At 69.1% G+C, this 14,684-nt stretch carries 9 protein-coding genes and 1 pseudogene; 2 read left to right on the top strand and 8 right to left on the bottom strand.

Annotated features, from left to right (window positions below; genetic code table 11):
* The 5 genes from ACIO3R_RS09900 to ACIO3R_RS09880 all read right to left on the bottom strand — a co-directional run bounded on the left by ACIO3R_RS09900 (position 1) and on the right by ACIO3R_RS09880 (position 6,892).
* Positions 1-762 carry a class I SAM-dependent methyltransferase gene (locus ACIO3R_RS09900; protein ID WP_385343690.1) on the bottom strand — a complete coding sequence of 254 codons (762 nt, stop codon included), beginning with the start codon at positions 760-762 and terminating at the stop codon, positions 1-3.
* A gap of 243 nt (positions 763-1,005) precedes the next feature.
* Complete coding sequence (locus ACIO3R_RS09895) at positions 1,006-1,521, bottom strand: DUF6630 family protein (RefSeq protein WP_402104915.1); 516 nt, start codon at positions 1,519-1,521, stop codon at positions 1,006-1,008.
* Between the two features lie 153 nt (positions 1,522-1,674).
* Positions 1,675-2,556: a sigma-70 family RNA polymerase sigma factor gene (locus tag ACIO3R_RS09890; RefSeq protein ID WP_385028804.1), complete on the bottom strand. Its 882-nt coding sequence runs from the start codon at positions 2,554-2,556 to the stop codon at positions 1,675-1,677.
* Positions 2,557-2,684: 128 nt separating this feature from the next.
* Positions 2,685-3,614, bottom strand: a complete 930-nt coding sequence (locus ACIO3R_RS09885) for an LLM class F420-dependent oxidoreductase (protein WP_385028808.1) — start codon at positions 3,612-3,614, stop codon at positions 2,685-2,687.
* A gap of 68 nt (positions 3,615-3,682) precedes the next feature.
* The gene (locus ACIO3R_RS09880) at positions 3,683-6,892 is read right to left on the bottom strand and encodes an alpha-L-rhamnosidase (protein ID WP_402104913.1); all 3,210 of its coding nucleotides are present in this window, start codon (positions 6,890-6,892) and stop codon (positions 3,683-3,685) included.
* Positions 6,893-7,178: 286 nt separating this feature from the next.
* On the opposite strand from ACIO3R_RS09880, the gene ACIO3R_RS09875 reads away from it, so the two are divergent.
* Positions 7,179-8,078 carry a GNAT family N-acetyltransferase gene (locus tag ACIO3R_RS09875; RefSeq protein WP_402104911.1) on the top strand — a complete coding sequence of 300 codons (900 nt, stop codon included), beginning with the start codon at positions 7,179-7,181 and terminating at the stop codon, positions 8,076-8,078.
* Positions 8,079-8,150: 72 nt separating this feature from the next.
* Here the strand turns inward: ACIO3R_RS09875 and ACIO3R_RS09870 are convergent, their stop codons facing one another.
* The 3 genes and pseudogenes from ACIO3R_RS09870 to ACIO3R_RS09860 form a co-directional block, all read right to left on the bottom strand.
* The gene (locus tag ACIO3R_RS09870) at positions 8,151-8,474 is read right to left on the bottom strand and encodes a hypothetical protein (RefSeq protein ID WP_385028855.1); all 324 of its coding nucleotides are present in this window, start codon (positions 8,472-8,474) and stop codon (positions 8,151-8,153) included.
* A gap of 154 nt (positions 8,475-8,628) precedes the next feature.
* Positions 8,629-8,727 (bottom strand): annotated as a pseudogene (locus tag ACIO3R_RS09865) (DUF1707 domain-containing protein); the annotation flags it as partial.
* A gap of 211 nt (positions 8,728-8,938) precedes the next feature.
* Positions 8,939-10,702 (bottom strand): ricin-type beta-trefoil lectin domain protein, encoded by a 1,764-nt coding sequence (locus ACIO3R_RS09860; protein WP_402104909.1) that lies wholly within the window; start codon positions 10,700-10,702, stop codon positions 8,939-8,941.
* A gap of 517 nt (positions 10,703-11,219) precedes the next feature.
* On the opposite strand from ACIO3R_RS09860, the gene ACIO3R_RS09855 reads away from it, so the two are divergent.
* Complete coding sequence (locus ACIO3R_RS09855) at positions 11,220-14,618, top strand: CARDB domain-containing protein (RefSeq protein ID WP_402104908.1); 3,399 nt, start codon at positions 11,220-11,222, stop codon at positions 14,616-14,618.
* Positions 14,619-14,684 lie beyond the last annotated feature (66 nt).

Raw genomic sequence — 14,684 nt, 5'->3', positions numbered from 1 at the left:
TCAAGACACGGCGGAGGCCGTCGAACGCCGTGGGGCCGCCCGCCGGAAGAGCGCGGTCCACAGGAAGGACTCGCCGAACAGCGACGACTCGGACGGCTCGTCCCGCATACGGCGCAGCTCGATCTCCGTGAGGTCGGAGAAGATCCAGCGCAACGCCTCGGGCGTGTAAGCGAGTCCGCCGTGGAGACGTGACTGGTGGTAGAAGTCCCGGTCGCTCAGCTCCGAGCCCATCGCACCGGCCGCGAAACAGGTGAGGGCGAGGTGACCGCCCGGTGCCAGGGCCCGGTCGAGCAGGGCGCGGTAGCTGATGCGCCGGTGCGGCGGCAGATGGTGGAAGCAGCCGGAATCGTAGATCAGGTCGTACGGTCGCTCGGGTGCGGCGGCGAGGAGGTCGAAGGCGTCCCCGCAGCGGAAGCGGACGTTGACACCCGCTTCCGCGGCCCGGCTTCCGGCCCAGGCGATCGCTGTCGGCGACAGGTCGACGGCGTCCACCTCGAATCCCCTGGACGCGAGACGGATGGCGTTGCGGCCGGGACCGCAGCCCAGATCGAGGGCCCGCCCAGGCTTGAGCAGACCCCGGTCGAGCAGTGATTCCAGGTTCTCGTCGGGCTTCGACACGAAGAACGGCACGGGCTTCGAGCGATCGGCGTAGAAGTCGTCCCACCAGGAAGCCCCGCCCGTCGTCCAGCGGTCGGCCTCCGGCGCGAACAGGCCGTCGAGCAGCCTCAGCACGTCGTCCACGGTTCGTATGTTCCGGTCCATCCGGACCCCCTTTCCCGATACCGGAACGATAGGTCCGCAACGCATGGAAGGCCAGGTCAGATGGGTTGCCCCGAGCCTTGTCGCGGGTTCCTGAGAGGCTCGTGCGCAGACCGGTGGACGCCTTCTGCGCACCGGCGGCGAACGGCTCCGCGAAGGCCCGTCGGGTGGCGCCACGGGCCCGTTCCCGCTGCCGCCGAGCCCACTGTTCCGGTCTGTTCTCCGCACCACCGGCCGGACCCGGAATCAGACGCCGAGCCCCTGTGCGGTGAAGCCCGCGCGGGCCGCGAGCGCGGTCAGCTCCTTCACCCGCGCGGTCCGCAGGCACACCACCGGGTAGCAGTCCGACTCGATGTCAAGGACGGCGAGCGCCGCACCGACGTCGCGGTAGTGCCGGCCGCACGCCTCCAGGAAGTCGTGGGTCGGCAGGAGCATGTCCGCCGCCCCGGCCAGCACCCAGGGATCAACCGACGGCCGGGACGCCAGCCCCCGCAGCTGCGACCGTATCTCCTCGGAGTCTTCCTTCCAGTCCAGCTCCGCCAGCAGCCGGTGCTCGGCCAGCGCGTCGACGAGCGCTATCCAGGCGAGGCCGGGCACGGGCTCATCGATACCCCGGTCCTCCAACACGGCGGCATGGTCGCGCACGTACCCCGAGGGGTCGTCGTGAGCGTGCAGTACCCGCTCGGCGACCGCCTCATGGGCCGGAGCGAGCAGGGCCACGACAGCGGCCAAGGAGGTACGGGCTCCGTCGGTACCGGACATGGCGTCGCTCCTTCGGCAGCTGTGCGACTGCGTCCCACAGTGTGATGAGGGCACCCGTCCGGCGCCCTGGAAAAACCCTGCCACAGGGGTACGACAACGAGGCCCCGGAAAGCAGCGTCGCCCTGGGGTGCCGGAGAGGCCTCGGACGACGTATCAGCCGTCGAGGACACCGATTTCCAACCTGCGGAGCCGGTCCGGATCCGCCACCACGTCGATCCCCGTGACCAGTCCGTCGACGATCGTGAAGCCGAGAACCAGCCGCAGCCGGCCCAGAGGCGCCATCGCGAGCGCGACCGCACCGTCGACCAGCGCGACCCCGGTGAAGAGCGCCCGCCCCGTGGCCGCCATCGCACCCTTCGCCACGGTGTGCGCGCCACGGACCACGACGGGTTCGGGGGTGGGCACGACGGAGCGGTCGGCGTGAAGCACCACGTCCGGATGGAGAAGTGTGACCAGGGCGTCGAAGTCACCGCCGCGGGAGGCGGTCAGGAACGCTTCGACGACCCGTCGGCGCCGCGTCAGGTCCGCGTCGGGCAGGGCCGTGCGCCCCTTGACCCGGCGACGGGCCCGGCTCGCGAGCTGCCGGGCCGCGGTCGGCGAACGGTCGAGCATCGGGCCGATCTCGTCGAACGGCACGGCGAACATGTCGTGCAGGACGAAGGCGAGGCGCTCCGCCGGCGCCAGTGAGTCGAGGACCACCAGCAGCGCCAGCCCCACCGAGTCGGCGAGCAGCGCCTCCTGCTCGGGATCGCCGTCCTCCTCGGCGCCGCCGGCCCGGTCGCCGTACGTGTCGAGCGGATCCTCGCGCCGCGTGCGACGGGCGCGGAGGATATTGAGACAGACCCGGCCCACCACGGTGGTCAGCCACCCGGTGAGGTTCTCCACGTCGCCGATGTCGGCCCGGTCGGCCCGCAGCCAGGACTCCTGCAGGGCGTCGTCGGCCTCGCTCGCCGAACCGAGCATCCGGTAGGCCACGGCCTTCAGACGGCCCCTGTCCCGCTCGAATTGTTCGGCCAATGACGTGAGGTCGTCCATCGGGCGCAGTCCTTTGTCAGCGGGTGTCACGCAGTTGACACCCGACAACCTACTGGTGTGACCGTGGACGAGGACCGCGCACCTGACGGTCCGCTCAGGGACGGCGCACCGTCCCTGAGCGGACCGGCTCAGACTCCGGCCGCTCGCGCCGCCTCGTACACCTCGGTCGCCACGTCGATGAGCTCCGTGGCGTCACGGGCTGTGCTCTGGAGGTCCAGCATGAACTCCGGAACGCCGGTGGCGGCGTGTGCCACCAGGTCCTCGACGATCTGCGCAACGCTTCCGTGGAACGGCTGCCGGTCCCGGGCCGCCACCGGCTCGGTGCTGTACCGCGCGTTGGCACGGGCACAGACACCGACCGGCCGCTCACGCCCCCGCTCGGCCGCGACGTCCCGCACCCGCTGCCACTGCTCGGCCAGTTGCGACGCGCCCATGGCCACGGGCATCCAGCCGTCGGCCCGGTCGACCAGCCGGCGAGTGGCCCGGGGTCCGTTCGCCGGGAGGAAGACGGGGATGGGACGGGCCGGTTTGGGGCCCACCTCGGACGGGGCGATCGTGGTCAGATCCCCCTTGTACGAGACGGGGTCCGGCCCCCAGACGGCCGCGCAGACGTCGAGCAGCTCGTCCAGGACCGCGCCGCGCTTCTCGAAGGGAGCGACGGCCGCGGCCGCGTACTCGTCCAGGGACCAGCCCGTGCCCAGCCCCGCGATCACCCGGCCACCGCTGGCGGCGTCCAGCGAGGCGAGTGAACGGGCCAGCTGGAAGGGGACGTGCAGTGGTGCGACGAGAACACTCGTCCCGAGCCGGGCGCGGTCGGTGGCCGCGGCGGCCAGTGTCAGGGTGACCAACGGGTCGGCGACGCTGCGGTACTGATCCGGCCAGGCCAGCCCCGGGACTCCGTACAGGCCCTGGGTGGCCGGCTCGGGGAACAGGACCCTCTCGAACACCCACAGGCTCTCGTACCCGACTGCTTCCGCGGCCCGTGCCACGTCGGCCACGTCGCGGCCGAGCTCGTACTGCTTCATCTGCGGAAGGCCAAGACCGAGCGGGATCGGCATACGTGTGGCTCCCTCTAAGAGATGTATGGGACAACTACCTTACGCCGAAGCAGTGATGACGGGACGTCCTACCCGGTGAAGCGGTGGCTCCCGGAGCCGACCCGGTACACCGCGCAACCCCCTTCCTCGCGCAGGAACGTCGCACGGGTGTGGGTGACCGAGGCCGTGGTGTCCGTGGGGACCCACACCTCGGCGCTCGTGTTGGGAGGCACGGTGCACCTCAGATCGATGCTGCCGGAGCGCAGTTTCCACTGGGTGGAGACGGGGCCGTAGACCGAGGCGAACGTGGCGCGGGCCGAGGTGACGTCGCCGCCCGGCCGGGGACGGATCACGATCTCGCGGAAACCGGGCCGGCCCGCCGAGATCCCGGCGATGTTCGTGTACATCCACTCGCCGACGGACCCGTAGGCGTAGTGGTTGAAGGAGTTCATGTCGGGGGTCTGGAAGCCGCCGTCGGGCTGGATGGAGTCCCAGCGCTCCCACATGGTGGTGGAGCCCTTGTCGATCTGGTAGCCCCAGCTGGGGAAGGAGCGCTGCCGGAGCAGGCGGTAGGCGACATCGGTGTGCCCGGTGTCGGTGAGGACCGGCAGCAGCCTGGGCGTACCGAGGAAGCCCGTCGACAGATGCCAGTCCTTGGCCTCGATCAGCGCGACGAGCCGGTCGGCCGCCGCCTCCCGCAGCGCGTCCGGCAGCAGGTCCATCGACAGGGACAGGACATACGCGGTCTGTGTGTCGCCCTTCACCCGTCCTTCGGCGGTGACGTAGGCGGCCTGGAACGCCTTCCGCACGCGCGCGAAGAGATCGAGGAAGGCGGCGGGGTCCTCACCGAGTTCCTTGGCCGTCCGGGCCGCGAGATCGGCACTGTGCGCGAAGTACGCGGTGGCGATGACATCTTTCGGGGTCTCGTCGGAGACGTTCAGCCAGTCGCCGTACCCACTGGCCGGCCGCAGCAGGCCGTCGCTGTTCTTCTCCAGGTACCTCAGCCAGGCCCGGATGGACGGCCAGGCGTCCTCCAGGACCTGCCGGTCCCCGTACGCCTGGTACAGCGACCACGGGACCGTGACGCCCGCGTCGCCCCAGCCGGCCGCGCCGTTGCCGACATTGCCGACGACGGGAGCCACATCCGTGAAGGCACCCTCCGCGGTCTGGGCGTCCCGCAGGTCCACGAGCCACTTGGTGAGGAAGCGGGCCGACTCCATCGTGTAAGCGGCCGTCGGCGCGAAGACGTTGATGTCGCCCGTCCACCCCAGACGCTCGTCGCGTGCGGGGGTGTCCGTCGGGATGGAGAGGAAGTTGCCCCGCTGGCCCCAGGTGATGTTGTCGTGCAGTTTGTTGAGCATCGGGACGTCGGTCTCGAACTCGAAGGTGAACGGGGCGGACGTGTGCATGACGCGACCGGTCAGGGCGCCGGCCCGGGGAGTGCCGGGGAGCCCGGTCACCTCGACGTAACGAAATCCGTGGAAGGTGAAGCGCGGTTCGTACGTCTCTGCGCCGCCGCCCCTGAGGACGTAGGTGTCGGTCGCCGCGGCGCTCCGAAGGTTCGCGGTGTAGACGGTGCCGTCGGGATTGAGGACCTCGGCGTGCCTCAGCCGTACCGTCGTACCCGCGTCGCCCGAGAGGCGCAGCCGCACCGAGCCGACCATGTTCTGGCCCAGGTCGAAGACGAAGACCCCGGGCGCGGGCTCGGTCACCTTCTTGGCGGGAAGCTCCTTGGCCACCCGGACCGGGCCGTCCACCTGCGCGACGATCAGCCGGGGTGCGGTGTCACCCGCGCCACGGACCTCGGACCAGGTCCGGTCGTCGAAGCCGGGAGAGGTCCAGCCCGCGGTCTCCTTGCGCGCGTCGTACGTCTCTCCGCCGAGGAGATCGGCGGAGAGGATCGGCCCGGAGGCGGCCCGCCATTGCGTGTCCGACGTGATGCGCCGACTCGTACCGTCCGTGTACTCGATCTCCAACTGGGCAAGCAGCGCGGGGCGTTGTCCGTACTGGTGGGGCCCGAACATGCCGACATTGCCCGCGTACCACCCCGGCGCCACATACGCACCGATGGCATTCGCGCCGGGCCGCAGCAGCGCGGTGACGTCGTACGTCTGGTACTGGACGCGCTCGCGGTAGTCGGTCCAGCCGGGGGCGAGCTGATCGCGGCCCACGCGGCGGCCGTTGAGATGGGCCTCGTACAGGCCGAGAGCGGTGGCGTACAGGCGCGCCCGTGCGACCTTCTTGCGCGGCAGCTCGAACTCGCGCCGCAGTTGGTTGGCCGCGAACACCGCCGGAACGACCTTGCCCCACGGGCCGGCTCCCCACGCGGCCGCCTCCTTCGCCGGCGGCCAGCCGCTGTCGTCGAAGTCGGGTCCGCGCCAGTCGCCCCCGGGCTCCTTGTCCATCGACTTCCAGGATGCGTCGGTGACGACGTGCTGTTCACCGGATGCCATGCGCAGGGTGAGGGCGGCGATCAGGCCGGCGGCCCCTTCGCTCGCGTTGGCCGCCGATACCGCGAGGACATTCTTTCCCGGACGCAGGTGGGCGAGGACGTCGACGACCGCCGGGTGGCGCCAGCCCTCGTTGTCGGTCGCGAGGTCGGTGTGCGCGACCTCGGTTCCGTTCACGGAGACCGCGTACACGTTGTCGGCGCTGATGGCGAGGGTTGCCGCGGTGACCCCGTCCGCGACATCGATGGTGCGCCGGAACCAACGAGTGCCCTCCGGCGCGCTGTTGGCGGGCTCGCCCTCGGGGAACCAGATCCAGGAACTGCTCTCCAGCGACGGCGCGTCCGTGAGGGACGGGGGAGCGGACACCCAGGTGGCGGACCACCGCGCGGGGTCCATGAGGCCGGTCTCCCACCACGAGGGCGCGCTCCAGCCGGACTCGCCACCGGCCGTGTCCCACACCCGGACAGACCAGAAGTACCGTGTCCGCGGCGTGAGCGGAGGCCCTGCGTAGGGGACGAGAACCGATTCGCCGGAAACCACCTTCCCGCTGTCCCAGACGTCCGGGTGCGACAGCCCGGACGCGCTGGAGGCGACCCGGATCTGATAGGCGCTCTGCTGAACATCGGCCTCTTCCGAGGCGACCGGCCAGCTCAGCCGAGGGTGCTGTGTGTCGAGGCCCAGGGGATGCTGAACGTACTCGACGGTCGGTGTGGTGACGCGTGGTGCACCGCGCCGCGTCTGTACCGGGGAGGGTACCGATACCGGTGCGGCGACGGCTGGTGCGGCTCCTGCTGCCACGGCGCCCACCGTGGCAGCTGCGCCCGTCAGGATGTTCCTCCTGCTGATCAATGCGGCCCCTCACAGAGAAGTGATGAATCGATTCACAGAATGGACGTAGCTGAACGTAGAGGTGAGCGAGGTGTGGGTCAATGAGTGTGCAGGGAGTTTCTTGATGGTGCGATACCCGGCTGCGCCTCCTTCGCATTCCTTGCTGTGTAAGTGGGTTGAGGATTTGAACGGTTTCAATCGATCAGTGAGAGGGGGTGACACGAACGTCTCCAACGGCTGTATCCGGCCACCCCGGCGACGCCCGCGCCGCTGGCCCCGCACCAGCATCTCTGACTAAAGTCAGAGAATGGATGCGGAACAGATCGACCAGGTGCGGCGGTTCAACCGGACCGTCACCGAGCGCGTGGGCGTGCTCCAGGACAGCTACCTTGCCTGCGACCGGCCCATCGGCGAGGCCCGGCTGCTGTGGGAGATCGGCGAGCAGGGCCAGGACGTACGGCGGCTGCGCGAGCGTCTCGGGCTCGACTCCGGATACGTCAGCCGGCTGCTGCGCGCCCTGCGGGCCGACGGTCTGGTCACGGTCGAACCTGACCCCCGGGACAGGCGGGTGCGTCAGGTCCGGCTCACCCGGGCGGGCCACGCGGAGCGTGCCGTGCTCGACGGCCGCAGCGATGAACTGGCGGGCTCCCTGCTTGCCCCGCTCGACACCGGCCGGCGCGCCCGGCTCGTCGCCGCGATGGCCGAGGTCGACCGTCTGCTGACCGCCTCGACGGTGACCCTGGACGCACTCGACCCGGAACACCCCGATGCCCAGCACTGCCTCCGGTCCTACTCCGGCGAGCTGGCGGAACGCTTCGAGACCGGCTTCGACCCCGTGCTGAGCCTGCTGTCCGATCCGGCGGGGCTCCGCGTGCCGTACGGTCTGTTCCTGGTCGCCCGGCTGCACGGCGAGCCCGTCGGCTGCGCCGGTCTGAAGCTGCCTCAGGACGGTCCGGCCGAGATCAAGCGCATGTGGGTCGCGCCCCGCGCCCGGGGCCTCGGCCTCGGACGCCGGTTCCTGGCCGAGCTGGAGGCGCGGGCCCGCGAACACGGCCGCGACGTGTTGCGTCTGGACACCAACCGGGCGCTCACCGCCGCCATCCGCCTGTACCGTGCCACCGGCTTCGAGGAGGTCCCTGCCTTCAACGAGGAGCGGTACGCCGACCACTGGTTCGAGAAGAGAATCCCCGCGGTCTCACCGCGGTGACGTCACGCACGTTGTCCAGCGGCAGTCACGGGCAGGCCGGCCGGCCCGAACCCGGCTGCCCAGGGGCGCCGCTCAGCGGCCGAGTTGACCAGGTGTGCGACGCAGCCGCTCCGCCAGTTTCCGTCGCGAGGGACGGGCGGTGATGTCACCGCCGCGGGACTGCCCGGCCAGGAGCACGCGCAGGACAGGGGAAGATTCGGCGTCGGAGGCCGGCCGGATCCTGATCTCGCCGCCGCTGCGCTCCAGGCCGTCGGTGTCGACCACGATCCCCGGCCTGGTCACCAGAATCAGATTCCTCCCGATGCGCAGGTCGACACCGATGTGAAGGGTGTTGTGGGTGATCAACGCGTCGGTGAAGTCGAGCTTCGCCTCGCAGCACATCAGGCGGATTTCCACGGCGTGGAACCAGCCAGCGGCCGGTGCGCGAGACCTCACCGAAGCGCTGGTCGATCCGGACCAGATCCTTGGCCTGCGGAGGCATCCCTTCGGAGGGCAGGCCGGCGGTCAGCCGGGCCCGATCGCCGGCGGTGCGGGCGGACAACGCCGCGTCCAACCGCTCGTCCAGCTCGGCAGAGGTGATCCGGCCGTCGCCCGCGGCAACCTGAAGGACCTCCACGACCTGGTCCCGGTCCCGGTCGGACGCCCGCATGCCGGCCTTCGCGAGGGGGCCGGAAGAGTCGTCGGCTGGCCTGAGTTCACCCGTCATACGGGCATTCTGGTGTACCGCCCGGAGCTCCGCGGCGTTGGCGATCACGCCCCCTGCGGAGAGCGGGAAACCACCGTCCCCACCGGTCTCCCGCTCCCCAAGGGAGAGCGCCACCCAGAGATCCGAGCGGCCGCACATGTGTCAGGACCTGCCCCTACTCGGCCAGGGCCCAGACCTGGTTCTGCTGATTGGGACGGGAGTTGGCGCAGGTGTCGACGAGCAGGGGATTGCTGTCGGTGGTCCGCGAGGCATACGCGTCGAGGCAGTGCCCGGGGGCTCCGGTGTTCTCCAGGAAGCCGTTGCGCCCGTACGTCCACTTCTGGGTGGCGCTGCCGTCGCAGGGGCTGAGCACGGCCCAGTAGCCGTTGTACGTGCTGTCGTTCCGCCGCACCGCGTCGAGGCACTTGCCCAGGGTGCGGACGGTGCCGTCGGCCGGCAGGGACCAGCGCTGGTTGGCTCCGGCGTTGCAGGTGTACAGGACGACCGGGTTGCCCGCCGCCGTGCCCGCGCCGCTGTCGTCGACGCACTTGCCGCCGATGCCGGTGATCTGACCGGTCGGCTGACGGCCGGTGCAGCCCGCGCCGGGGGTGACCCGGAAGATGGCAGTGCCGTGCGGGGGCACGGTGGCGCCGATGGTGGCCGTGGTCGTCGTGGCTCCGGTCCAGAGGTCCTTGACCGAAACCGAACAGGAGCCGCCGCCCAGGAACCCGATGTCGGCCGGCGTCGTGCCGGCCCGGACGGCCGTGGAGCCACGGTTCAGGAGGGACACGGCGAGGTCGCCGCCGGCCAGGGGCCGGGCCAGTACATCTGTGGTGCCGTTGCGTGAGACGACTCCGGCCTGTCGGCCGAGCGGATCCTGATCGATGGCGATGATGTCCGTATTGCCCACGGTGGCAAGGGAGGAGGGGCTGAGCGCGGCGACGTCCGTGCTGAGGATCAGCGGCGAGGCCATCATCGACCAGAGTGCGAACTGGGTCCTGGACTCCTCGTCGGTGAGCGCGTCACCGGTGATGAGGAAGTCGGGGTCGTTCCAGCTTCCGGGAGCCGCATAGCGCGACAGCAGCGAGTTGTATGCGTATTGCGCCATGACTCCGGCACCGTTGGTGCCCTTGTCCCACGCGGATCCGCCCATGTTGCGCATCTTGACGTCGTACCCGCCCCGCCAGAGCTGCCCGCTCCCGGAGGCTCCGTCGATCACGTCGTACCAGTCGGACAGATCGGATGCGCCGATGTAGAAGTACGCGGGGGACGATTCGGAGAACACCATGTCGCGCCCTGAGGCATTGGCCTTCATCGCGGCGGCGAAGTCGTTGTACGCGGAGATGTAGCCCGTGGCGCTGCTCGCGGAGGTCGGCATGTTGCAGCCGTCGAGCTTGATGAAGTCGACGCCCCAGGAAGCGAAGAGGTCCGCGTCCTGCCGGAAGTGACCCCAGCTGCCCGGGAAGCCGCCGCAGGTTGTCGTGCCGATGTCTCCGTAGATACCGAACTTGAGCCCCATTTTATGCAGTTGGGATCCGATGTATCCCATTCCGCTGGGGAACTTGGCGCTGTCGGCGGCGAGAGCGCCGTCGGCGCCTCGGGTCATGGTGCTCCAGCAGTCGTCGACGGTGACGGTGTCGTAGCCCTTCGCGGCCAGACCGGTGTCCACAAGTGCCTGGGCCTGCTGGAGGATGAGCTGCTGCGTCGGCCCCTGGTCCCCGTTGTTCGGCACGTTGGTGCCGCAGCCGTAACGCGCCCAGTTGTTGAAGCCCATGGGCGGCGTGAGGGCCAGGGCGTTGCCGTTGGGGCTGGTGGCCGTGGGGGATGCCGCAGCCGTCGGTGCAGTCACCGTTCCTGTCAGCGTTCCTGCCAGCGCGACGGTGGCGGCCACGGCTGTGAGGGCCGTCTTCCACCCGCGGGACCGTTGGGTTCTCTTCATGATGACGCCGGTACTCCTGTCACTCAGCTTGAGCATGACAAAGGTAGGAGTTGTCAGTGCAGTACGTGAACCGGGTTATGTCAATGGATGCTCGAAAGGTCATTGTTGCAATCAACTTCAGCCACCAGTGGCACGCCTTGGTCGCAACTGGGTTACTTGGCAGTCTCGTTGAGATCCGATGTATGGACGCTCCGGTGGTTCCGTGAGAGGGGCATCCGGTTGTGCGCGGCGTCGGGAGCCGGTGTGAGGACCGTTGACAAAAGTGTGACCTGCTAGAAACCTGTCACCTCGGCACCGCAAAAAATTGACCAGATCACTCAAAATACTAGGCAATGAGCGTGAGTTTCCCGGCAGGTGGCTCACTCTCCCTCCTGCCGGCGTACCTGATCGCCCCCATCGGTGCACCGGCAGCCCACACCCCGGCCCCTGCCGGCCGCGTGACGCGGTACGCGTCGTGCGGCCGGTGACGCGTCGTCGTGCCCTCCCGGTCCCGCAGCCCCACGGAACAGAGGACAGCATGAGATGGAAGCAATTCAGATGGCGGTTCCTCATCGGTGCGGTGACAGCCGCGCTGATGACGGTCGGGCTCCTGCCGGTCACCGCCTCGGCAGCCGTACAGGGTCCCGACCTCGCCCTCGGTAAGCACGCGACGGCCAGTGGGTCGAACGGCGCCTACCCGGCGTCGAATGTCACCGACGGCAGTCAGCAGACGTACTGGGAGAGCTCCGGCGCTCTCCCGCAGTGGGTGCAGATCGACCTCGGGGCCCGGTTCGACGTCGACCAAGTGGTGCTGAAGCTGCCGAACACCTGGGAGGCACGGACCCAGACCCTCGACGTCCAGGGCAGCGCGGACGGAAGCAGCTTCAGCGCCTTGTCCGCCTCGGCCGCACGGGTCTTCACACCGTCGGCGGGCAACACCGTCACCGTCGGTTTCACCGCCAAACAGGCCCGGTACATCCGGATTCAGGTGACGGCCAACACCGGCTGGAACGCGGCACAGCTCTCCCAGGTGGAGGTCTACGGGGAGGACGGAGGGGACGATCCGGGCCCGCCGACGACCGTCGGATCCAACCTGGCACTGAACAAGCCGATCGAGGCGTCCTCGTACACGCAGAACTTCGTGGCGTCCAACGCCAATGACGACAAGCCCGGCACGTACTGGGAGTCGAACGGCTACCCGGCGACGCTGACGGTGAAGCTCGGCGCCGACGCCGACATCGAGGCAGTCGTCGTCAAGCTCTCACCGGACCAGGCCTGGGCGGCCCGCACCCAGGGGCTTCAGGTCCTCGGCCGCTCCCAGTCCGCCACCGGCTTCACCTCGCTGAAGGACCGGGCCGACTACGCGTTCAGCCCCACCGGCAACCAGAACACGGTGACGATCCCGGTGACCGGGCGGTACGCGGACGTCCAGCTCAAGTTCTTCTCCAACACCGGTGCTCCCGGTGCGCAGGTCGCCGAGATCCAGGTCGTCGGCACCGCCGCCCCCAACCCGGACCTGATCATCTCCGAACTGACGTGGTCGCCCACCTCGCCGTCCGAGAAGGACGACGTCACCGTGAGCGCCACCGTGCGCAACGTGGGTACGGCGCCGGCCGCTGCGACAACGGTCGATGTCAGTCTGGAGGGCGTGGTCGCCGGCAGCGCGCCGGTGAGCGGCCTCGCCGCCGGCGCCTCGGCCACCGTTCAGGTCGACGTCGGCAAGCGGCCGATGGGCACGTACAGCGTCTCCGCGGTGGTCGACCCGACCGACACGGTCATCGAGCAGGACAACAGCAACAACAGCCGCACCGCGTCCTCGAAGCTCGTGGTCGCCCAGAGCCCCGGCCCCGACCTGGAGGTGCTCGGCATCACCTCCAGCCCGGCGAATCCCGCAGTGGGCTCCGCCGTCAGCTTCACCGTCTCCGTGCACAACCGCGGCACCACCGCGGTGAGTACACCGACGGTGACCCGACTCGCCGTGGAGAGCACCACGCTGAACGGCACGACCGGCGCCATCCCCGCCGGAGGCACGGTGAGTGTGCCCATCAGTGGGAGCTGGACCGCGAAGAGCGGGGGTGCGAACCTGACCGCCACCGCGGACGCGACCGATGTCGTCGCCGAGACGAACGAGAACAACAACGTCTTCTCGCGCGCCATCGTCGTCGGCCGCGGGGCTGCGGTTCCGTACACCGAGTACGAGGCGGAAAAGGGCGACTACCAGGGCACGTTGCTGACGTCCGACAAGAAGCGCACCTTCGGCCACACCAACTTCGCCACCGAGTCCTCGGGGCGCCAGTCCGTGCGGCTCAACTCCACCGGCGAGTACGTCGAGCTCACCTCGACCGTTCCGTCCAACTCGATCGTGGTCCGCAACTCCATCCCCGACGCCCCCGGCGGCGGCGGAACGGAGGCCACGATCAGCCTCTACGTCAACGGCACCTTCGCCCGCAAGCTGACTCTCTCCTCCAAGCACAGCTGGCTGTACGGTGACACGGACAGCCCCGAGGGTCTGACCAACAGGCCCGGGGGTGACGCCCGCAGGCTGTTCGACGAGTCCAACGCACTGCTGGGCCAGACCTACCCCGCCGGTACGAAGTTCCGTCTCCAGCGCGACGCGGGCGACTCGGCCTCCTTCTACATCATCGACCTCGTCGACCTGGAGCAGGTGGCACCGGCGGCCGCCCAGCCGGCCGGATGCACCTCGATCACCGCATACGGAGCCGTCCCGAACGACGGGATCGACGACACGGACGCCATCCAGCGGGCCGTGACGGCCAATCAGAACGGTGACATCGGCTGTGTGTGGATCCCGCCGGGGCAGTGGCGGCAGGAGCAGAAGATCCTGACCGACGATCCGCTGAACCGGGGCCAGTACAACCAGGTCGGTATCCGCGACGTCACGATCCGCGGTGCCGGCATGTGGCACTCGCAGCTGTACACCCTGACTCCGCCGCAGGACGCGGGCGGCATCAACCACCCGCACGAGGGCAACTTCGGCTTCGACATCGACGACAACACCAAGATCTCGGACATCGCGATCTTCGGCTCCGGCACCATCCGGGGCGGCGACGGCAATGCCGAGGGCGGCGTCGGTCTCAACGGACGCTTCGGCAAGAACACCAAGATCACCAACGTGTGGATCGAGCACGCCAACGTCGGCGTGTGGGTCGGCCGCGACTACGACAACATTCCGGACCTCTGGGGACCCGGTGACGGCATCGAGTTCACGGGTATGAGGATTCGCGACATCTACGCGGACGGCATCAACTTCGCCAACGGAACCCGCAATTCAACGGTGTTCAACTCCTCCTTCAGGAACACCGGCGACGACGCGCTGGCCGTGTGGTCGAGCAAGTACGTGAAGAACCCGTCGGTGGACATCGGCCATGACAACCACTTCCGCAACAACACGATTCAGATGCCCTGGCGGGCCAACGGCATCGCGATCTATGGCGGTTACGGCAACACGATCGAGAACAACATCATCTCCGACACCATGAACTACCCCGGCATCATGCTGGCGACGGACCACGATCCGCTCCCGTTCTCCGGGCAGACTCTGATCGCCAACAACGAGCTCTTCCGCACGGGCGGGGCGTTCTGGGGCGAGGCCCAGGAGTTCGGCGCCATCACACTGTTCGCGGCCAGTCAGGACATCCCGGGCGTCACGATCCGGGACACCGATATCCATGACTCGACCTACGACGGGATCCAGTTCAAGTCGGGCGGTGGATCGGTGCCCGGAGCGCAGATCTCGAACGTCCGCATCGAGAACTCCGTCAACGGGTCGGGGATTCTGGCCCATGGAGGTGCACGGGGCAGTGCGACCCTGACCGATGTGACCATCACCGGTTCGGCCGACGGCGATGTCGTGGTCGAACCCGGATCACAGTTCGTCATCAACGGCAGCGCCGGCAAGGCGTCCGCCAAGAAGTAGCTCAGGTCCTCGGACCGGACACGACCCGGCCCCCGGCCGGCACGCCATCACGGCGCGCCGGCCGGG

Source organism: Streptomyces sp. NPDC087428 (assembly GCF_044744085.1).
In the GTDB taxonomy this organism is placed as follows: domain Bacteria; phylum Actinomycetota; class Actinomycetes; order Streptomycetales; family Streptomycetaceae; genus Streptomyces.
The sequence above is the reverse complement of the archived record's forward strand: the minus strand, read 5'-3'. Positions and strand labels throughout refer to the sequence as shown.